Genomic DNA, 19,397 nt, shown 5'->3' with positions numbered 1-19,397 from the left:
CTGGCGGCGTGGGTGGTACCCCACACCGGGACGGGCTCGCCCGGAGTATTGCCGCGTGGCGGCAATACAGCCCGTCCGGCGCCCCCCGGACACCGCGCTTCGCGCGGTACCGGGGGTCCGGGGCGGAGCCCCGGTACCGGGAAGGGTCGGGGTGGGGAACAGCCCGCGCGGTGGCCCTACACGGAGAGCACCTCAGCCAGTACCCGCGCCGCCCGTTCCGTGTCGGCGAAGCCGACGTACAGCGGGGTGAAGCCGAAGCGCAGCACGTCCGGGCGTCGCAGATCGCCCACGACGCCGCGGGCGATCAGCTCCTCCATGACCCTCGGCGCGTCCCCGCAGCGCAGTGCGACCTGGCTGCCGCGGGACGCGTGGTCCACGGGGGTGAGGGACACGACCCGGCCTGCCAGGGCGTACGCCTCGACGCACTCCAGGAAGAAGTCCGTCAGGGCCAGGCTCTTGGCCCGTACCGCCTCGATCGAGACCCCGTCCCAGACGTCCAGTGCCGCCTCGAGGGCGAGCATGGACAGGATGTCGGGCGTGCCGACCCGGCCCCGGGTCGAGCCGGAGGCCGCCTCGTAGCCGGGTGTCATCGCGAACGGGTCGGCGTGCGACGTCCAGCCCGGCAGGGGCGAGTCGAAGGACGCCTGGTGCCGCTCTGCGACGTACAGGTACGCGGGCGAACCGGGCCCGCCGTTCAGGTACTTGTAGGTGCAGCCCACCGCGAGGTCGACGCCGTGCGCGTCGAGCCCGACCGGCATCGCGCCCGCGCTGTGGCACAGGTCCCAGACCGCGAGGGCGCCGGCGTCGTGGATCGCCGCCGTGAGGCCGGGCAGGTCGTGGAGCCGACCGGAGCGGTAGTCGACGTGGTTGAGGAGCACGACGGCCGTGGCCGGGCCGAGCGCCGAGGGAAGGCCGGCCGGGTCGACGGGAACGATCCGCCGACCGGTCATCCGCGCGGCGGACGACGCGATGTACCCGTCCGTGGGGAACGTCGTCGCATCGACGAGGACGTCGGTCCGTGCCGGGTCGTCGACGAGCCGCACCGCACCCACGACTGCCTTGAAGACGTTGACGCTGGTGGAGTCGCCGACCACGATCTGCCCGGGCGCCGCGCCCACCAGGGGCGATATGCGGTCGCCGATCCGCTCGGGCGCGGTCCACCAGTCGCCTTCGGTCCAGGAACGGATGCGCAGCTGTCCCCACTGGCGGTTCACGACGTCGGCGACCCGCTCGGGCACGTGCGCGGGCAGCGCGCCCAGCGAGTTGCCGTCGAGGTACACCGTCTCGTCGAGGGTGAACAGCTTTCGCGCATCGGCGAGTTCGTCTGCGGCGTCGAGCGCCGCGGCCCGCCGGGCCAGAGACTCAGACATGGCTGCGCGCCGTCCACAGCTCGGGGAAAACGTTCTTGCGGGCGCGCTTCTCCAGCCAGGTCACCCCGGCTGAGCCACCGGTGCCGACCTTGGAGCCCATGGCCCGCCGGGTCGCCACGAGATGGTCGTTTCGCCATCGCCAGACCAGTTCACCGACGTCGGTGAGCGCCTCGCCGAGCCGCACCAGCTCGGTCTCCTGGTCGCCCGAGTAGACCTCGGCCCAGGCGTCCTCGACCGCCTCGGACGGCTCGTACTTCTGGGACAGGTCGCGCTCCAGCACCTCGGCCGGCACCGCGTAGCCGCGCCGTGCGAGGAGCCGCAGCACCTCGTCGTAGAGGCTCGGCTCGTGCAGCGCCTTCTCCAGTTCCGCGTGGACGCGCGGGGCACCGCGGTGGGGTACGAGCATGGAGGCGGACTTGTCGCCGAGCAGGAACTCCATCCGCCGGTACATCGCGGACTGGAAGCCGGAGCCCTCGCCGAGGGCGTCGCGGTAGGCGTTGAACTGCGCAGGCGTCAGGTTGGCGATCGGCTTCCAGGAGGCGTTCAGTGCCTCCAGCTCACGTACCGATCGCTTGAGCGCGTCCATCGCCACGGGGATCCGGTCCTCGCGCAGGGCGCGTGCGGCGGTCTCCCACTCGTGGACGACGACGGTGAACCACAGCTCCATGACCTGGGTGGTGACCAGGAAGACCATCTCGCCGGGGTCGTCGGACCGCGGATGCTGGAGGTGGGTGAGGACGTCCGCCTGTACGTAGTCCTCGTACGGCGTGGTGCCCGCGAAATCCAGGTTCGGGGCGGCGTCATGTGACATCGCTGTCTCCTCGACGATCCGGGTAGCGGTCCGCCCCTTCCTGTTCCGGTGTGGGCCCCGGTCCCCACCGGCATCATAAACAGAAGTTCACGCGGGCGGGCCGGTGAGATACGCCCCTTCGTCGTCGTACGGCCAGGCGTTGGAGATGCATCCGTTCAGGCCCTTGATCTGCTGCATCATCACCGGCGCGGGCCTGCCGGGGCCGGGGCAGCCCATGTGCTGCCGGATGCCGATCTCGTGCCCGACCTCGTGGTTGATGATCAGGTGCCGGTACTCGGCGGAGGTGCCGGCGAACGTGGGCGAGCCCAACAGCCAGCGCTTGAGATTCACCACGACGCCCTCCACGGTCTCGCAGTTCAGCTCACCGTGCGTGTTGAGCCCCACGGCCAGGCACAGCTTGTCCGCGGTGGCGGGAGTGGCGATCTTGATCACGAAGTCGGCATTCGACGAGACGAGCTGGAAACGGCCCCGGCCGTTCGCCGCCCAGCCGCGCGGGTGGGCGAGGATCTGCTGGATCTCGGCGGCCGCCTGCCGGGCGGAGACGTCGGTGCCGTCCTCGACCTCCACCCGGTAGCGGCGCAGCGTGCCGCTGTCTCCGGTCGCCTCACCGCTCGACTGCGCCGCGGTGAACGTCCCGGGGCCGGAGGCGGGCACGGAGGGCTTCTTGCTTTTGGACGCGGACGAGGACGGGGACGGGGACGGCTTCGGCTCGTGCTCCGGGGAGCGCCCGGGACTCTTCGAGGGGGACGGCGACGCGGCCTCCGGTGACGCCGTAACGGACATCAGCGGCGAGACCTCCCGGCCGTCCGCCACCGTCCTGGCGGGCGGGACGCCCCGCCAATGCGCGAGGGCGGCTCCCGCGCCGACCGACAGGAGAGCCACGCAGAGGCCCAGCAGCACTATCGGACCGGTGGGACGGCGCCGGGCCGTACCCCGACGGCTCCGTCCGCGGCTGCGCCCTTTGCGGGCGGCGGCACGCTGGCCCAAGACAGACCTCTCCCCTGGTTCGGCCGGCGTTGGGGGGAGAGGTGAGTGGGGGGCCTCTGACCGGCTGTGGCTTGCTGAAACAGCAGTACGACCTGCGATAGTACCGGCCGTGCAACGGCCGGTACGGCGTCCGGTCGTCGGCCCGCGGCCACGGCATCGGCGCGGTGACGTCCCGGCGTCGCACCGCCGGCCGCCCGGCTGCGGCAGGGTGCCGGGCGGCCCTCGGCTCCGGCGGGTCTGCGACCGGAGCCGAGGGCCGGGTGCTCTCTCAGGTCAGCGCAGCGTCTCCGCCGCGGTCTGCGACGAGTCGCGCAGGAAGGTCGAACAGCGCTCGTGCTCGTCCTTCTCGCCGATCGTCCCCGCCGCGCGGGCGAGCGCGTTCAGAGCCCGCAGGAAGCCGCGGTTGGGCTCGTGCTCCCACGGCACCGGGCCGTGGCCCTTCCAGCCGTTGCGACGCAGCGCGTCGAGGCCACGGTGGTAGCCGGTGCGGGCGTAGGCGTACGACTCGATGACGTTGCCCTTCTCGAAGGCGTCGTCGGCGAGCTGCGCCCAGGCCAGCGAGCTGGTCGGGTACCGGGCGGCGACGTCTGCGGCGGCGGCGCCGCCGGCCAGCAGCTCGCGCGGACCGGGCTCGTCGGGCAGGTGGGTCGGGGGCGGGCCCCCGAGCAGGTTCTCGTGGATGGACATGGGCCCCAGTCTCACAGGTCGGGCGGCGTTCCGGTGCGTCAGTGGTGTCGACGGTCCCCGGAAGCCGGTGGTTCCAGCGGCGGCGCGGCGATACCGCAGTTGACCTTGCACTCGGGGTGGCAGACCTCGGCCTCCTTGGGCGGCACCCGTACCGTCCACCAGGCGATCAGCGCGCCGGCCACCAGCACCCCCGCACACATCGGGATCGCCCGCCGGAACGTCTCCCCGAACTCGGCCGCCGAGCGGTACGCCTCCGGTCCCATGCCTGCCAGCAGCGGCAGCGCGGCCACGGCGATCAGGCCGGCCGCGCGGGCCGCCGCGTTGTTGATACCGCTGGCGATGCCGGCCCGGGCGGTCTCCACGGACGCCAGCACGGTCGCGGTGAGCGGCGCCACCAGCGTGACCATGCCGAGGCCCAGGATCAGCAGCGCCGGCAGCACATCGGTGAGGTACGAGGCGTCCTCCCCGATCCGCAGCGTCAGCATCATCCCGGCGGCGCACAGCAGCGGCCCGACGGTGAGCGGGACGCGGGGGCCGATCCGGTCGCCGAGCTCTCCGGACCGCGCGGACAGCAGCAGCATCAGCACGGTGGTGGGCAGCAGCGCCGTCCCGGCGGCGAGGGCGGAGTAGCCGGACACGACCTGGAGCTGCAGAACGATGAGGAAGAAGAAGCCGCCGAACGCCGCGTAGACGCAGAGCGTCACCAGGTTCACGGCGGTGAACTGGCGGGATGCGAAGATCGACAGGGGCAGCATCGGTTCGGGCGTGCGCCGTTCGCGCAGGAAGAAGAGCACCCCCACCGCCCCGCCCACGAGCCCGGCCCACACCGTGGCTTCGATCAGCGCATACGTCACGAGGCCCAGCGCCACGGCGCACAGCAGCGCGCCCAGCGCGTCGAAGCGGCCGGTTGCCGCGGGGTCCCGGGACTCCGGTACATGCCGCAGCGCCACCGGCACGCACAGCGCGGCGAGCGGCACGTTGAGCAGGAACACCCACCGCCAGCCGGGGCCGTCGACCAGCCAGCCGCCGACGAACGGCCCGATCGCCGCGCCGACCCCGCCGAGCCCGGACCACAGTCCCACCGCGCGGGAGCGGTCGTCCGGATGGAAGCTCGCCTGGATCAGTGCCAGCGATCCCGGGGTGAGCAGGGCTGCTCCGATGCCTTGGAGGGCGCGCGCGGCGACCAGTACGCCCCCGCTCGGTGCGATCCCGCACAGCAGGGAGCCGACCGCGAACCAGACCACGCCGAGCACGAAGATCCGGCGGCGTCCGTAGCGGTCGCCGAGCGCTCCGCCGAGCAGGATCAGCGCCGCCAGCGTCAGCATGTAGGCGTTGACCGTCCACTGGAGGACGGCCAGGTCGGCGTCGAGGTCCTCGCCGATGCGGGGCAGGGCGACGTTGACGACGGTCGAGTCGAGCAGCGCCATGCCGGATCCGAGAACGGTCGTCAGCACCACCCAGCGGCCGGTGGCCGACGACAGCCTGATGTCCCCGGGACGGCGGTCGGCACCGGCGCCGTCGCGTCCGACCGCCCGTCCCGCGGGGTCCTCGGCCCGCATGTCGCGCTCACCGTCCGGACGTTCGCCCATACGAGGATCATCCCAGCCCACCCGCCGCGGGACGACCCGGCGCGCACCCGTTGGAGCGCGGCGACCGGCAGGGCAGAAAACGGGCAGCCCGGCACGCCGGAAGGGGTGCCGGGCCGGGGAGCTGTCCTACTTGATCCTGGTGCCGGTGGAGCGCAGGGCCGCACAGGCCTCGGTGACGCGGGTGGCCATGCCGGCCTCGGCCGCCTTGCCCCAGGTGCGCGGGTCGTAGGTCTTCTTGGAACCGACCTCGCCGTCGACCTTCAGGACGCCGTCATAGTTCTTGAACATGTGGTCCGCGACGGGGCGGGTGAAGGCGTACTGGGTGTCCGTGTCGAGGTTCATCTTCACGACGCCGTTCTCGAGCGCGGTGGAGATCTCCTCGGCTGTCGAGCCCGAGCCGCCGTGGAAGACGAAGTCGAACGGGTCCGCCTTGCCGTACTTGGCGGCGACACCGGCCTGCAGGTCCTTCAGCAGCTCGGGGCGGAGGACGACGTTGCCCGGCTTGTAGACGCCGTGCACGTTGCCGAAGGAGGCGGCCAGCAGGTAGCGGCCCTTCTCACCGAGACCCAGGGCCTCGGCGGTGCGGATGGCGTCGTCGACGGTGGTGTACAGCTCGTCGTTGATCTCGTGGGAGACACCGTCCTCCTCGCCGCCGGTCGGGGTGATCTCGACCTCGAGGATGATCTTGGCGGCGGCGGCCTGCGCCAGCAGCTCCTGGCCGATGGCCAGGTTGTCGGCGAGGGTCTCGGCGGAACCGTCCCACATGTGGGACTGGAACAGCGGGTTGCGACCGGCCTTCACACGCTCGGCGGAGATGTCGAGCAGCGGACGTACGTACCCGTCCAGCTTGTCCTTCGGGCAGTGGTCGGTGTGCAGTGCGACGGTGATGTCGTACTTCGCGGCGACGATGTGCGCGAACTCGGCCAGGGCCACGGCGCCGGTGACCATGTCCTTGTTGTGCTGGCCACCCAGGAACTCGGCACCGCCGGTGGAAATCTGGATGATGCCGTCGCTCTCGGCCTCCGCGAAGCCACGCAGTGCAGCGTGCAGGGTCTGGGACGAAGTCACGTTGATGGCCGGGTAGGCAAACTTGCCTGCCTTCGCCCGGTCGAGCATCTCGTTGTAGACCTCGGGAGTCGCGATGGGCATGTGTCCGCTCCTTGTGATGTGCGGGTGTGTGTTGCTTGGCCCTGACCTTGGGCGACGTCATCGTCGCGGCCTATCTTTCCAGACTCCCGGCCGGGGTCCACCATGCCTGCCTTGCGTGCAACGCGAAGGGGCGTGCTGTTTCACGTGAAACAGCACGCCCCTTGAAGGAACTCCAGGTCAAGCCATGATCAGGCGAGCCCGAGCTCTTCGAGCGAGTACGCGTTGACGTAGGTGAGGCCGGCCTCGGCGATCTTGGGGGCGGCACCGCGCTCCACGATGACGGCGACCGCGACGACCTCGCCGCCGGCCTCCCTGACGGCCTCGACGGCGGTCAGGGGGGAGCCGCCGGTGGTGGAGACGTCCTCGACGACGAGGCAGCGGCGGCCCTTCACGTCCGTGCCCTCGATCCGGCGCTGCATGCCGTGAGCCTTGCCGGCCTTGCGGACGACATAGGCGTCGAGCCGCTTACCGCGCGCAGCGGAGGCGTGCAGCATCGACGTCGCCACCGGGTCGGCACCGAGCGTCAGACCACCTACGCAGTCGTAGTCCAGTTCGGCGGTGGCGTCGAGCATCACCTGACCGACCATCGGCGCGGCCTCGCCGTCCAGCGTGATCCGGCGCAGGTCGATGTACCAGTCGGCCTCGATGCCCGAGGAGAGGGTCACCTTGCCGTGCACCACGGCCTTGTCCTTGATCTGCTGAAGCAGCTCAGCACGTACGTCAGTCATGCCCAAGAGCTTAAAGCCGCCGCCAGCTCCAGGTCGTCGCGATCTCCAGCGGCTCGATGGGGGTGACGTACCGGGGATCGGTGTTGAGGCCGTTCGGCGGGCCCGACTGGGGCTCCACACAGACCGCCTCCGCCTGCTCGTCGTAGACCACGACCCACTCCGCCGGGCTCTTGACCGTCAGCTCCAGCTCTCCCGGCCATGTCAGGGTCACATCGACCCCGTCGGGCATGCCGAAACAGTCGTCCCAGGGGCCGGGAAGCGGCGTGATGCGCTTGCCCGTGGGGAGATGGTCGTCACCGAGCTCCTCCTGCCACTCAGGCGTGAAGTCGACCCGTACGTCATCGCCGCCGGCCCCGAGGTTGCGCAGGAACCAGGGGTGCCAGCCGGCCTGCGCGGGGAACGACGTCCCGTACGTCTCCACCCCCATCCGGATGGTGAGGGAGTCGTCCGTCAGCGCGAACGTCTGTGTGACACGCCCGGTGTACGGCCACGGGTCGGCCAGGTCGTAGAAGAAAGCCGCCTCGCCGCCGCCTGCCCGCGCGGTACGCCAGGCGGTGTCGCGGCCGGTGCCGTGGATGGCGTGCGGCGGCGCGTTGAGCGGCAGTCGGTGGTGCACAGCGCCGTTGCTGAACTCCCCGTCCCGAGTGCGCCCGCACCACGGCACCATGGGGAACGAGCCGTACCGCTCGCCCTGGCGCAGCAGCTCGGTGCCGCCGACGCGAAGGCTGTCGATGCGGCAGCCGCTCTCCGGTTCCACGGTCAACTCGACGTCACCGGCGGCCAGCCGAATGCTCTTTTCGCTACTCACACCCCGACATTACGGCGTGTCACCTACGACGGCGCAGCGCCCTGCCGACCACGACCGCCGATGCCAGCGCGAGGGCCGCGGCAGGCGCGAGCCACCGCAGCGTCGCACCGGCGGAGCCCGCGTCGGGCGCGGGGGTGGGCGCGTAACGCCCGCGTGGCGGGGCGTGGTCGACCTCCTCGGCGCTGCGGCCGATCATCGTGCGCCGTGCGTGGGCGGCCTCTGCGGGCACGGCGCCGGGCAGGCCGGAGAGGTCGTCGAGATCATCGACGCCGTCGACATCGTCCAGGTCCTCGAACTCGTCGTCTGCGTCGGGACCGAGCGACGGCAGAGGCACGGGCGTCTCGAACACGGACCCGCCGGCGATGTCGGCGTCCCCCGCCCCGCCGGGGCCGTCCGGCACGTCCGGGCCGGTGGATCCGTCGGCTGCGTCGGCACCTGCTGCGGTGTCCTCGTCCCCGGGGCCGGCGGCGCCGTCGGTCGACCGGTCCTTCCGTGAATCCTCGGCGGACGGGCCCGGCTGCGCCTGGTCGTCAGCGGTCCCCTTCGTACCGGACTCCCGGCCCTCGCCGGGCGCCCGGTCCTCCGGCCCGCCGGTCACCTCGCCCTGCGGGCCGGCCTGAGCTGCCGCCTGCCCGGCAGCACCCTCTCCTGCGCCTTCGGCGCGCGGCGAGCGCCCCGTCGGACGAGGGTCTTCCAAGGCGGCGTCGGCCAGCGCCTCGGCGAAACGGTCGAGCAGTCGCTGGGCGGCCGACACCTTCGCCCCTGCCGCGAGGTCGGCCAGCCGGCCCTCCGCGTGCGCCGAGCCGGTGAACGTCACCGTCGTGCCGCCGTCGGTCGGTGCCGGGCGGATGGTCAGCGTCAGTTTCACGGAGCCGCCACCGCGGGCCTCCGCCCCCTCGCCCTCGACCGAGAAGGCACCTCCCCGCTCGTCGTCCTGCTCTCTGACGTGCAGGGCTCCGCGGTAGGTGATGGTGTGGCCGGCGACTCTGACCTTGAGCCTTCCGGAGAGAGGGCCGGCCGAATCGTCCGCGTCCCGCTGGAGCCCCGGGACGCAGCGGGCGACCCGGGCAGGGTCTCTGAGCGCCTGTCGGACGGTCTCGGCCGGTACCGGAACGAACACCTCATGCTCCATGGACACCGAGCCTACTCAGCACGGCCCGCCGCGTCTGCCCTTCGGCGCGTACCCGGCGCGTGCCCGGCCCGTCCGCCGTCCGCCGGTGCGTGCCTCCGGCCTTGTGTCAGGGCGTGCCTTGCCTCAGGGCGTGTAGCGCGGGTGCACCAGCGTGGAAGGTGCCACGCCTCCGAGCCGGGTGCGCTCCGCGGCAGCCGCGTCCTGGGCCAGCGTGTCCTCGGTCTCCGAGCGCAGCGGCGGCGTGTCCGGACCGAGTCCGAGGTGCGGTGTGCGGTTCTCGGCAGCGATCAGCAGCCCCCAGTCGGTGGTCTCGCCGGCGGTGGCCCTGAACCGCTCGGGCCCGCCGGCCGCACCCGCCCCTGCGCCGCGCACCCGGTACGCGGCCGTGCCGAACCCGGCCGCGCGCAGGGTCGCGTCGACCGTCCAGTACGTACGGGGCCTCGAGGTGGGCCCGGCGTGGACCACGAGCCGTCCGCCGTCCGCCAGGACCCGCCGGGCGAGCCCGTAGAACTCGAGGGAGTAGAGCTTGGTGCTCGCGGTGATACCGGGGTCGGGGAGGTCGGAGACGATCACGTCGTACCTCTCGCGGTGCTCGCGCAGCCAGGAGAAGGCGTCCGCCGTGAAGACCCGTACCCGCGGGTCGTCGTACGCGTGGTCGTTCAGCGCGGTGAGCCCCGGATCGCTGCGGGCCAGCCGGATCACTCCCGGGTCGATGTCCACGACGGTCACCGTACGGACGTCCGCGTAGCGCAGCGTCTCCCGTGCGGCGAGTCCGTCGCCGCCGCCGAGGATCAGGACGCGTTCGTGCGGTCCTCGCATGGCGGGGTGGACCAGTGCCTCGTGGTACCGGTGCTCGTCACGGCCCCGCACCTTCAGCCGCCCGCCCAGGAAGAGGTCCGGCGGCCGGGACGGCGCCCCGGTGAGCACGACCTCCTGGACGCCGGTGCGCACGGCGACCCGTACCTCCGAGCCGTAGACCGCCCGGCGGGCCGCCGCCTCGAAGGCGTCGACCATCATCGTTGCGACCGCGAGCAGCGCCAGCACCAGCACGTTGACCATGAGCAGCCGGGTCCGCCAGCGCGCCGTGAGATCCCGGCGGAACAGCCACAGCACCACCGCTCCGCCGGCCACGGCGTTGACCGCGCCGGTCAACAGCGCGCCGGTGAGCTCGCCGAGCCACGGCAGCAGCAGGAAAGGGAAGGCCAGCCCTCCGACGAGTGCCCCCACGTAGTCGGCGGCGAAAAGATCGGCGACCGTGCCTTCCGCGTCCCGCCGGGAGATGCGCTGGATCAGCGACATCAGCAGCGGTATCTCCGCACCGATCAGTACGCCGATGGTCAGACTGAAACCGACCAGGGCGATCCTGGACTCGCCGATCCAGGCGAACGACGCGTACAGCACCATGGCCGAGAGGCCGCCGACCAGGGCCAGCGCCGCTTCGAGGAGTCCGAAGCCGACGGCCGCACGGCAACGCAGCCGCTTGGCGAGGAGCGACCCCACCCCCATCGCGAAGACCATCACCGACAGGACGACGGACGCCTGGGTGACGGAGTCCCCGATGAGATACGTGGCGAGCGCGACCAGTTCGAGTTCGTAGACGAGGCCGCAGGCGGCGCAGACGAAGACCGCGGCAAGCACGAGATGGCGGCCGGCCTCGGGGGTCACGGGCAGCAGCACCATGCCCTGGGGCGGCGAGGTCTGCGGCCGGTCGATCACTCGTGAAACGCTACGTGACGGGCCGCGCACCGTTTGTCACCCACACGTGTCAACTACAGCGCGGAAGGCTCGGGGTGGCGCTCCGGGTGGCGTGAGGGCGGCGCGCCCTGCGGCCCCTGGGGCACGACACCGACACGCGTACGGGTGACCACGAGTCGGCCTTCCTGCGGGTACGCATGCCAGGTGCGCCACCGGACCTGACCCTCCTCGCTCTGCGCCACCATCGCGGTGAACGCGTGCGGGGAACCGGGGAACGTACCGGCCAGACCCTGCGGGTGGTCGGCCACCAGGGCAAGCAACTCCTGTGCACGGCCGGCGAAAGAGCGCTGCGAGAGCGTCTCGACGCGGGCCGCGAAGTCGTACTCCCAGTCGCCGAGCCGCTTGGCCACACCCAGCGGCAGCGGGGTGCTGCTGCCGGGGATGCAGGCGACGGTCTCCGAACAGATGCCCCGCTCCTCCTCGAGCAGCACCTGGTGGGACGCGCCCAGCAGCCGCAACTGCACTTTGGAGCCGGAGAGTTCGAGGTCGAGGACGGCCAGGGCGGGAAGCGGCTCCCGGCCCAGGGCCCAGGCGAGGTCGTCGGCGCGGGTGTCGGTGTAGGCGGTATCGATGGTCGTGAGCATGGGTCGGCTCCGCAAGAGCGCTTCGGCGGGGTGGACGCGTGGACCTGGCGCTCCGGGAAGGGAGCACATGACATGTGGGAGGTGGCCTGCTCGGGTCCACGTGAGGTCCGAGGGCTGGATGGATCCAACAGGTTCCGACAGCGAGAGAATCACGAAGTGGGCGACGTCCACAGCGTTTTTACCCAACTTGCCGTGCTTTCCACCCCCTCGGGGGCAGAGCGGTTCAACTGTTCAACGGAAAACGGGGGAATGAAGTCAACACGCCTGCCGGACATTCTTTCAACACCAAGGCGCCCGGCGGGTGTTGGACCAAGAATCGGCACACCCGCCGGGCACATTCACGCCGGACCAGCTGCCCCGTGTCAGCTGCCTCCGCCGCATCCCCCGCCGCCACCGCAGGACGAGCTGCTGCCGCAGGAGGACGAACCGCCGCACGACGAGCCACCGGAGTCACCGCCCGAGGCCCACCAGCCGCCACCCGAGCCGGCCGCCCCGCTGCTCCGCCGGCGCCTGCGGCTCCCGCTGGACGCCGAGACCGCGAAGATCACGACCAGCAGCAGTCCGATCAGTACGAACCCGAGAACCATCATCTTTCCCACCGTCCTTCTCGTTCCCCCGATGGGGGTACCTCCCAGGCCGAAGGCTCTGGGGGAGAGACCCCCGCGACGCTGCGTGACCGCTTCTTGTGGCTACGGGACGCATATCTGCGTGCCAGAGGGATCCCCTCCGCCGCGCGGAGCCAAAGCAGACTTGAGCAACTCAAGAGGTTCCGCGCAGGATGGCCGCCATGACGACGGACTGGACGGCACGCGAAGAGGGCCCACGACCGCTGCTCAACCGCAGGCTGGCGGAGTTCGGCACCACGATCTTCGCCGAGATGTCGGCACTGGCGCTGCGCACCGGCTCGATCAACCTGGGCCAGGGTTTCCCCGACACCGACGGCCCCGAGGAGATCAGGGAAGCGGCGGTGCGGGCCCTGCGGGACGGCCGCGGCAATCAGTATCCGCCAGGCCCCGGCGTCCCTGAGCTGCGTCAGGCGATCGCGGAGCACCAGCAGCGCTTCCACGGTCTCGTCCACGACCCCGACACCGAGGTGCTGGTCACGGCGGGCGCCACAGAGGCGATCGCGGCCGCGCTGCTGGCGCTCGTGGAGCCCGGCGACGAGGTGATCGCCCTGGAGCCGTACTACGACTCGTACGCGGCCTGCATCGCGATGGCCGGCGGCGTACGGGTGCCGGTGACGTTGCGGCCGCACGAGCAGGGCTTCCGCCTCGATCTGGACGAGCTGCGGGACGCCGTCACCGAACGCACCCGGCTGCTCCTGATCAACACCCCGCACAACCCCACCGGCACGGTCCTGACCCGCGACGAGCTCTCGGCGATCGCCGCGCTCGCGGTCGAGCGCGACCTCCTGGTGGTCACCGACGAGGTCTACGAGCACCTGGCCTTCGACCGCGAGCATGTGCCGCTGGCGTCGTTCCCCGGGATGCGCGGGCGCACGGTGACGATCTCGAGCGCCGGGAAGACGTTCTCCTTCACCGGCTGGAAGGTCGGCTGGGTGACCGCGGCGGCGGAACTGGTCACGGCGGTCCGCTCGGCGAAGCAGTTCCTGACGTACGTCTCCGCGGGCCCGTTCCAGTACGCGGTGGCCGAGGCGCTCCGGATGCCCGACACGTACTTCGAGGGCCTCCGTGAGGATCTGCGGGCCAAGCGCGATCTGCTGAGCGAGGGGCTGGCCGCCGCCGGTTTCGCGGTGCACCGTCCGGCGGGCACCTACTTCGTCACCACCGACGTCCGGCCGCTCGGCGAGTCGGACGGTTTCGCGTTCTGCCGCGCGCTGCCCGAGCGCTGCGGTGTGGTCGCCATCCCGAACGCGGTCTTCTACGACCACCGCGAGGAGGGCGCGCCGTTCGTGCGGTTCGCCTTCTGCAAGAGGGTGGACGTCCTGCAGGAGGCGGTGGCCCGGCTGAAGTCCCTGGCGTCCTGAGCGATCACCAGGACACGAAGCGGCCCGGCCGGCTCGCGATCACCAGGATCGTGCGCCGGCCGGGCCGTGTTCCGTGCGGACGCGTCAGGCGTCGTCGGCCGGCTTCTCGTCCTCCTGGACTGCCAGGCCGAACTGCTCCGCGAGCCACTTGTCGAACTCGATCGAGGCACGCACCCAGCTGACGGTGGACGACACGAAGTGCTCGAGGCTCACGCCCGTGCCGATCAGCATCTGCGCCTCACCGATGAGGCGGATCGTCGGCAGGTCGGCGCCCTCCTCCTCATGCAGGTGGGTGTAGACCTTCGGCCACAGCGTGCGGCGGTTCCAGTCGTCGATCGCGTCGAGGATCTTGGCCTTCTCCGTCACCGCGTGCGGACGGTCGTAGAAGGTCCGCACGGAGAACACCTGCTGCTCGCTCTCGCCGCGGAACATGAAGTACGTGCGGAAGTCCTCCCACGGCGCCGCGAGGTCGCCCTCGTCGTCGACGACGTACTTCAGCTCCATCTGGTCGAGGAGCTGCTTGACGAGGTCCTGGTCGGGAACGACGGGGCCCGCCGGTCCTGCGGCCTGGGGCTTGGGCTGGCCCCCGAAATTCGGAATCGAGGACGGATCGATGGTCACCGGGTATTTCCCTTCGTACGGATGCCGCCATCCTCCCCCATCCCCGGCGGGGGGTGGCAAGCCCCGCCCCCGGCGATCCGCTGCGGGCTGACAAAGATCCGGCCGCCGGGCCGGGGCACCGGCGGCCGGGGGCGGGTGCTAGCGCACCGCGCCGACGATCAGGCCGTCCTCGAAGCGGTCCACGCGTACGGTGTCGCCGTCCTTGACCTCGCCCGCCAGGATCTCCCTGGCGAGGCGGTCGCCGATCGCCGTCTGGATCAGCCGGCGCAGCGGCCGCGCGCCGTACGCCGGATCGTTGCCCTCGTCGGCGAGCCAGGCCAGTGCCTCCTCGGTGACGTCGAGCGTCAGACGGCGGTCCGCCATGCGCGCCGCCAGCCGGCCGATCTGCAGCTCGGCGATGTGCGCCAACTCGTCCCTGGACAGGGCGGAGAAGACCACCAGGTCGTCGAGCCGGTTCAGGAACTCCGGCTTGAACGAGGCCCGTACGAGCTTCAGTACCTGCTGCTTCTTCTCCTCCTCGCTCGTCGCCGGCTCGACGAGGTACTGACTGCCCAGGTTGGACGTCAGGATCAGGATGGTGTTGCGGAAGTCCACCGTCCGGCCCTGGCCGTCGGTCAGCCGTCCGTCGTCGAGGACCTGGAGCAGGATGTCGAAGACCTCCGGGTGGGCCTTCTCCACCTCGTCCAGCAACACCACGCTGTACGGGCGGCGCCGCACGGCCTCGGTGAGCTGGCCGCCCTCCTCGTAGCCGACGTACCCGGGAGGCGCGCCGACCAGCCGGGCGACGCTGTGCTTCTCGCCGTACTCCGACATGTCGATGCGGACCATGGCCCGCTCGTCGTCGAAGAGGAAGTCGGCCAGCGCCTTCGCCAGCTCGGTCTTGCCGACACCGGTCGGGCCGAGGAACAGGAAAGAGCCGGTGGGACGGTCCGGGTCGGCAATCCCGGCCCGGGTCCTGCGCACAGCGTCGGACACGGCCTGCACGGCCTCGGTCTGCCCGATCAGGCGACGGCCCAGCTCCTGCTCCATGCGCAGCAGTTTCTGCGTCTCGCCCTCGAGGAGACGTCCGGCCGGGATGCCCGTCCAGGATGCGACCACGTCCGCGATGTCGTCGGGGCCGACCTCCTCCTTGACCATCGTGTCCTTGGCGGCCTCCTGCTCGGCCTCCGCCTCCGCGGCCGCCTCCAGCTCCCGCTCCAGGCCGGGGATCTCCCCGTACAGCAGCTTCGAGGCGGTGTCGAAGTCCCCGTCGCGCTGGGCCCGTTCGGCCTGGCCGCGGAGATCGTCGAGGCGTTCCTTGAGCTCACCGACGCGGTTGAGGCCCTGCTTCTCCTTCTCCCAGCGGGCGGTGAGACCGCGCAGCTCCTCCTCCTTGTCGGCGAGGTCGCGGCGCAGCTTGTCCAGACGCTGCTTGGAGGCAGGGTCGGACTCGTTCCTGAGCGCCAGCTCCTCCATCCGCAGCCGGTCGACGGCGCGCTGCAGCTCGTCGATCTCGACGGGCGAGGAGTCGATCTCCATGCGCAGCCGGGACGCGGACTCGTCGACGAGGTCGATGGCCTTGTCGGGCAGGAAGCGGGAGGTGATGTACCGGTCGGAGAGGGTGGCGGCGGCGACCAGCGCGGAGTCGTTGATCTGCACCTTGTGGTGGGCCTCGTAGCGCCCCTTGAGGCCGCGCAGGATTGCGATCGTGTCCTCGACGGTCGGCTCGGCCACCAGCACCTGCTGGAAGCGCCGCTCGAGGGCCGCGTCCTTCTCGATCCGCTCGCGGTACTCGTCGAGCGTGGTCGCGCCGACCATGCGCAGCTCGCCGCGTGCCAGCATCGGCTTGAGCATGTTGCCCGCGTCCATGGCGGAGTCGCCGCCGGCGCCCGCGCCGACGACGGTGTGCAGCTCGTCGATGAAGGTGATGATCTGGCCGTCGCTGTCCTTGATCTCGGACAGCACGGTCTTCAGCCGCTCCTCGAACTCACCGCGGTACTTGGCGCCCGCGACCATCGCACCGAGGTCGAGCGAGACCAGCCGCTTGTTGCGCAGCGACTCGGGGACGTCGCCCTTGACGATGCGCTGGGCGAGGCCCTCGACGACGGCGGTCTTGCCGACACCGGGCTCGCCGATGAGGACCGGGTTGTTCTTCGTGCGCCGCGACAGCACCTGTACGACGCGGCGGATCTCCTGGTCCCGGCCGATGACCGGGTCGAGCCTGCCCTCGCGGGCGGCGGTGGTGAAGTCCGTACCGAACTTCTCCAGCGCCTTGTACTGACCCTCCGGGTCGGGTGTGGTCACCCGGCGCCCTCCCCTTGCCCTCTCGAACGCGTCCAGCAGTTCCTTCGCACCGGCGCCCTGCCGGTCGAGCACCTGGGCGACCGCGCCGCCCTTCGCCGCGACACCGATGAGCAGGTGCTCGGTGGACAGATAGTCGTCCCCGAGCTCCTTCGCCCGCTGCCCGGCGTCGGCGATGACGGCGAGCAGCTCACGGTTGGGCTGCGGCGGGGCGACCGTGGAGCCCGTGACCCTGGGCAGCGACGCGAGGACGCGCTCCGCGCCGGACCGCACGGCGGCCTGGTCCGCCTCGACGGAGGCGAGCAGGTCGGTGATGTTCTCGTTGTCCTGGCCCTCCAGGAGGGCGAGCAGCAGGTGCGCCGGGGTCAGATCGGGGTGCCCGTCGGACACGGCCCGGCTGGTGGCGGCGTTGATCGCGTCCCGGCTCTTGTTGGTCAGCTCGGCGTCCACGTGGGGTCTCTCCTCCTCGCTGATGGACTGTCGTCAGTACTGATGGACTGTCGTCAATACTGACTCAGTCAACGTGCACAAAGTTGAGTCTATTCCACTCAGGGTGCTCCCGGACAGCCTGATTTGCCGCAGAGATAGGTTCCGCCCCATGGCCATCGACCCGCGCAACCCCGACGCGTCCTACCTCAGCTTCTGGCGCGACCACCACATGTGCACCCTGACGACCCCGCGTCCGGACGGCACCCCGCACGTGGTCGCGGTGGGCGTCACCTACGACCCGGAGGGCGGCAGGGCCCGGGTGATCACCAACAAGAACAGCCGCAAGGTCGCCAACATCCTGGCCGCGGGACCCGAGGGGGCACGGGTGGCGGTCTGCCAGGTGGACAAGGGCCGCTGGGCGACGCTGGAGGGCGTCGCGACCATCCGCACGGAGGCGGAGGTGGTGGCGGACGCGGTGAGCCGCTACGCGGAGCGGTACGGGCGCACGCCCACACCCAATCCGGACCGGGTGGTCATCGAGATCGCGCTGACCCGCGCGATGGGCCGGGCATAGCCGACCGGGCCCGGGAGAAGACTTCCGGGCAGCACAACGGCGCCATCGTGTTTCAGGTCCACGATGGCGCCGTTGTGTGGGGGAAGCACCTGGGCGATTTGAAACGACGGGGGAATCGCTCAGGCACTGCGGGGGGTGGCGGTGGTGTCCGGCTCGGCCAGCTGGTGGTCACGCTGGTCGAGATTGACAAAGATCATGCCGTACCGGATGGCACAGCGGACGGGCTGCGGAGCCCCTCTCGGCCGGCGCAGACAGCGGTAGGCGCGGACATCCTCGTCCTCCTCGCGGGCGACGACGATCGGTTCGCCGAACAGGGTGACCATCAACGAGTCGCCACGATGTGGAATCGCCGTGACGAGGTCGATGAAATGCCACCCGGAGCGGTAGGCCGTCGCCATCTCGCGCCGGAAGACACGATCGTCCGGAGGGATGGTCACGCCGTCACATCCGCATCGACGCTGTCCCAGCCGACGTCGCCGTCCGCCAGTCGATGGGCGACGGCGTCCCCCTTGCCGGGGGCGGGGCCCCAGCCGACGTCAGAAGTACCCAACGTCCCGATCATCAGCGCAGCAGCGGCTATCGCGGTAGCAAGCACTGACCGAAGCATTCTCGTGTACATAGTCGGCTTCGTCCTCACTTGATGACTTCCATTCCCCCGCGCAACAAGACGATGGCCCATCCGGGCATGTCAAGCCACAGGGGCGATGCATCATGTTCCTGCACGTGCAGGACCCTGGGGGGTGGAGATTTGCCAAGAAAGCACATGAAACCGACACATCCTCACCTCGTCACAGAACTTTGTGACGAGGGAGTACGTCTCTACGGCAGTGCCTTGACCAGCGGTCGGATCGCACGCGTTGAAGTGGAGCCCGCCCCCTGTCTGCTGGAGTTCGCGCTCCTCCACCCGGATCCGGACGACCCCAACTGGCTGCGGCCGGTCCCTCCGGCCTCCGCCTTGGCGCAGCGGCTGCACCCCCTGGAACGCGACATCCAGGAACGCCGCCGGCTGGCACTGGACCTGACCGACGCGTTTGAGCCATTCATGGCCATCAGCACCCAGCAGCCGCCCACCACACACGCGATCACTGTCCTCGAAGGCTTCGACCGGATCAACGCGGCGCTGGACGCGGCAATAGCCGAGAGCCAGACGGAAGTGCTGACCGTCCAGCCCGGCGGGGGCCGCAGCGAGCACACCCTGAGCGAGGCCCTGAACCGCAGCAAACCCCTCATCGAACGCGGCATACGGGTCCGCACCCTCTACCAGCACACGGTCCGCCACAGCCAGCGCACATTCGCCTACGTCGAGCGCATGGCCGGCGCCAAGATGGAGATCCGCACCCTCGAGGAGCTCATCCAACGGCTCATCATCTGCGACGAGTCGGTCGCCTTCATCCCCGCGCAGGACGACCGGCAGGTCGCACTGGAGCTCCGCCACCCCGGACTCGTGGCCTACCTCACCAGAGTCTTCGAGCACCTGTGGGAGCGAGCCGTCCCGCTCATGGAAGAGGTCCCGTACGGCCCCGACTCCCACGGCATCAGCGGCGTACAGCGCTCCATCGCGAAGCTCCTGATCGAAGGCCACGTGGACGAGGCCATCGCCCGCCGTCTGGGCATGAACGTCCGCACCTGCCGGGCGCACATCGCCAAACTGGGCGCAGCCCTCGGCAGCGGCAGCCGGGCACAACTGGGGTACCGGATCGCCCAGTCCGGGATCCTGGGCAACGAGCATCAGGCGCCGCTGTGCCCCGAGGGCAACTGATCACCTCATCTCCCGGCCGTCCTCCGGGAGATCGGGTGGCCGTGGCCGCACATCGGAAGAACGCGGCGAGCACGGCCTGCCCCCGCACGGCCCGAACGGACACCGTCGGCAACGACTCCCCCGGGGACGCTCGCAGGGCCGGGAGGC

18 protein-coding genes are annotated in these 19,397 nt (G+C 70.8%); 3 read left to right on the top strand and 15 right to left on the bottom strand.

The window, feature by feature from the left end:
• Positions 1 to 176: 176 nt before the first annotated feature.
• The 12 genes from kynU to IE198_RS22215 form a co-directional block, all read right to left on the bottom strand.
• Positions 177 to 1,370, bottom strand: a complete 1,194-nt coding sequence (kynU, locus tag IE198_RS22270; RefSeq protein WP_189889335.1) for a kynureninase — start codon at positions 1,368 to 1,370, stop codon at positions 177 to 179.
• On the bottom strand, positions 1,363 to 2,181 hold the full coding sequence (locus IE198_RS22265) for a tryptophan 2,3-dioxygenase family protein (RefSeq protein WP_189889333.1): 819 nt from the start codon (positions 2,179 to 2,181) through the stop codon (positions 1,363 to 1,365). The genes kynU and IE198_RS22265 overlap by 8 nt, the downstream gene beginning before the upstream one ends.
• Before the next feature lie 87 nt (positions 2,182 to 2,268).
• Positions 2,269 to 2,835 (bottom strand): DUF3152 domain-containing protein, encoded by a 567-nt coding sequence (locus IE198_RS36395; protein WP_308426839.1) that lies wholly within the window; start codon positions 2,833 to 2,835, stop codon positions 2,269 to 2,271.
• Positions 2,836 to 3,441: 606 nt separating this feature from the next.
• Complete coding sequence (locus IE198_RS22255; protein WP_189889328.1) at positions 3,442 to 3,855, bottom strand: DUF3151 domain-containing protein; 414 nt, start codon at positions 3,853 to 3,855, stop codon at positions 3,442 to 3,444.
• A 38-nt stretch (positions 3,856 to 3,893) separates the two neighbouring features.
• The gene (locus IE198_RS22250) at positions 3,894 to 5,414 is read right to left on the bottom strand and encodes an MFS transporter (protein WP_189889546.1); all 1,521 of its coding nucleotides are present in this window, start codon (positions 5,412 to 5,414) and stop codon (positions 3,894 to 3,896) included.
• Between the two features lie 156 nt (positions 5,415 to 5,570).
• Positions 5,571 to 6,593, bottom strand: coding sequence for a class II fructose-bisphosphate aldolase (gene fbaA, locus IE198_RS22245; protein ID WP_189889326.1), 1,023 nt, complete (start codon positions 6,591 to 6,593; stop codon positions 5,571 to 5,573).
• A gap of 188 nt (positions 6,594 to 6,781) precedes the next feature.
• Positions 6,782 to 7,321: an orotate phosphoribosyltransferase gene (gene pyrE, locus IE198_RS22240; RefSeq protein WP_189889324.1), complete on the bottom strand. Its 540-nt coding sequence runs from the start codon at positions 7,319 to 7,321 to the stop codon at positions 6,782 to 6,784.
• Between the two features lie 10 nt (positions 7,322 to 7,331).
• Positions 7,332 to 8,129, bottom strand: coding sequence for an aldose epimerase family protein (locus IE198_RS22235; protein ID WP_189889322.1), 798 nt, complete (start codon positions 8,127 to 8,129; stop codon positions 7,332 to 7,334).
• Between the two features lie 19 nt (positions 8,130 to 8,148).
• Positions 8,149 to 9,261, bottom strand: coding sequence for an SRPBCC family protein (locus IE198_RS22230; protein ID WP_189889320.1), 1,113 nt, complete (start codon positions 9,259 to 9,261; stop codon positions 8,149 to 8,151).
• 123 nt (positions 9,262 to 9,384) lie between these two features.
• Entirely contained in the window at positions 9,385 to 10,977 is a 1,593-nt protein-coding gene (locus IE198_RS22225) for a polyamine aminopropyltransferase (RefSeq protein ID WP_373299930.1), read from the bottom strand.
• A gap of 53 nt (positions 10,978 to 11,030) precedes the next feature.
• Entirely contained in the window at positions 11,031 to 11,600 is a 570-nt protein-coding gene (locus IE198_RS22220; RefSeq protein WP_189889318.1) for a DUF2617 family protein, read from the bottom strand.
• Positions 11,601 to 11,962: 362 nt separating this feature from the next.
• Positions 11,963 to 12,190: a hypothetical protein gene (locus IE198_RS22215; RefSeq protein ID WP_189889316.1), complete on the bottom strand. Its 228-nt coding sequence runs from the start codon at positions 12,188 to 12,190 to the stop codon at positions 11,963 to 11,965.
• Positions 12,191 to 12,378: 188 nt separating this feature from the next.
• On the opposite strand from IE198_RS22215, the gene IE198_RS22210 reads away from it, so the two are divergent.
• Positions 12,379 to 13,587: a pyridoxal phosphate-dependent aminotransferase gene (locus IE198_RS22210; protein WP_373299928.1), complete on the top strand. Its 1,209-nt coding sequence runs from the start codon at positions 12,379 to 12,381 to the stop codon at positions 13,585 to 13,587.
• 84 nt (positions 13,588 to 13,671) lie between these two features.
• Here IE198_RS22210 and IE198_RS22205 read toward each other — a convergent pair whose 3' ends face one another.
• Together IE198_RS22205 and clpB are read right to left on the bottom strand one after the other, a co-directional pair.
• Positions 13,672 to 14,208, bottom strand: coding sequence for a type III secretion system chaperone family protein (locus tag IE198_RS22205; RefSeq protein ID WP_189889312.1), 537 nt, complete (start codon positions 14,206 to 14,208; stop codon positions 13,672 to 13,674).
• 138 nt (positions 14,209 to 14,346) lie between these two features.
• Complete coding sequence (gene clpB / locus IE198_RS22200; protein ID WP_189889310.1) at positions 14,347 to 16,938, bottom strand: ATP-dependent chaperone ClpB; 2,592 nt, start codon at positions 16,936 to 16,938, stop codon at positions 14,347 to 14,349.
• 148 nt (positions 16,939 to 17,086) lie between these two features.
• Here clpB and IE198_RS22195 point away from each other — a divergent pair, with 148 nt between their 5' ends.
• Positions 17,087 to 17,491 (top strand): pyridoxamine 5'-phosphate oxidase family protein, encoded by a 405-nt coding sequence (locus tag IE198_RS22195; protein WP_189889308.1) that lies wholly within the window; start codon positions 17,087 to 17,089, stop codon positions 17,489 to 17,491.
• A 119-nt stretch (positions 17,492 to 17,610) separates the two neighbouring features.
• On the opposite strand, the gene IE198_RS22190 is transcribed toward IE198_RS22195, so the two are convergent.
• Complete coding sequence (locus IE198_RS22190; RefSeq protein WP_100108277.1) at positions 17,611 to 17,928, bottom strand: Rieske (2Fe-2S) protein; 318 nt, start codon at positions 17,926 to 17,928, stop codon at positions 17,611 to 17,613.
• A gap of 326 nt (positions 17,929 to 18,254) precedes the next feature.
• On the opposite strand from IE198_RS22190, the gene IE198_RS22185 reads away from it, so the two are divergent.
• Positions 18,255 to 19,250: a helix-turn-helix transcriptional regulator gene (locus IE198_RS22185; protein ID WP_189889305.1), complete on the top strand. Its 996-nt coding sequence runs from the start codon at positions 18,255 to 18,257 to the stop codon at positions 19,248 to 19,250.
• Positions 19,251 to 19,397 lie beyond the last annotated feature (147 nt).

It is taken from the genome of Streptomyces xantholiticus (assembly GCF_014651015.1).
Lineage (GTDB): Bacteria > Actinomycetota > Actinomycetes > Streptomycetales > Streptomycetaceae > Streptomyces > Streptomyces xantholiticus.
Note: the sequence above shows the minus strand (reverse complement) of the source record. Positions and strands in the feature narration are given on the sequence as shown.